Source organism: Corallococcus sp. AB030, from assembly GCF_003668965.1.
GTDB lineage: Bacteria > Myxococcota > Myxococcia > Myxococcales > Myxococcaceae > Corallococcus > Corallococcus exiguus.
In genome coordinates, this window is the sequence record NZ_RAWQ01000488.1 from 1 (window position 1) to 476 (window position 476).

At 59.9% G+C, this 476-nt stretch carries 1 protein-coding gene; it reads right to left on the minus strand.

All coding sequences use genetic code 11. The features are described 5' to 3' along the window. Window positions 1–191: hypothetical protein (locus tag D7Y15_RS43735; RefSeq protein ID WP_148713060.1), on the minus strand; the 191-nt coding region annotated here is incomplete at its 3' end. Window positions 192–476: the final 285 nt, after the last annotated feature.

Sequence of the window (476 nt, forward strand, 5' to 3'; positions counted from 1 at the left end):
GTGCACATGATCATGATGTGCCAGGGGTCGAGCGCCAGCAGGGTACGCAGAAAATTCTTGTTCAGCCGCGCCGTCTCGTGCGCCTTGAAACGATCATTGTAGTGCGGCGAGGACGCGATCACGTCCACCAGCTCGCGGTGGATCAGGTCGATGTCGGCTGCCGTGGCAGCGCGGATGGTCATCTCAGCCATGTTGGGCTCCCCTTGGGCAGGCGTTGTTTGCCGTCATGTTAATCGAGGCCGGTTAACGGCTTGTGGCTGCGGACCTTTCTCCTTGCTCGCAAAGTCAGGCCCTTGCCCCTATTGGGGCGGGTCTTTAGAACAAAGGCCGGGAGAGAAAAGGGAGGATAGTTTTGAGCGAGCAGCTCGTCTTTCAGCCGAGTGCGGCTGCGATCGCACGCACTCATGTTTCCAGCGACGCCTACGAGCAGATGTACGCTCGCTCGGTCAGCGATCCCGACGCTTTCTGGGCTGAGC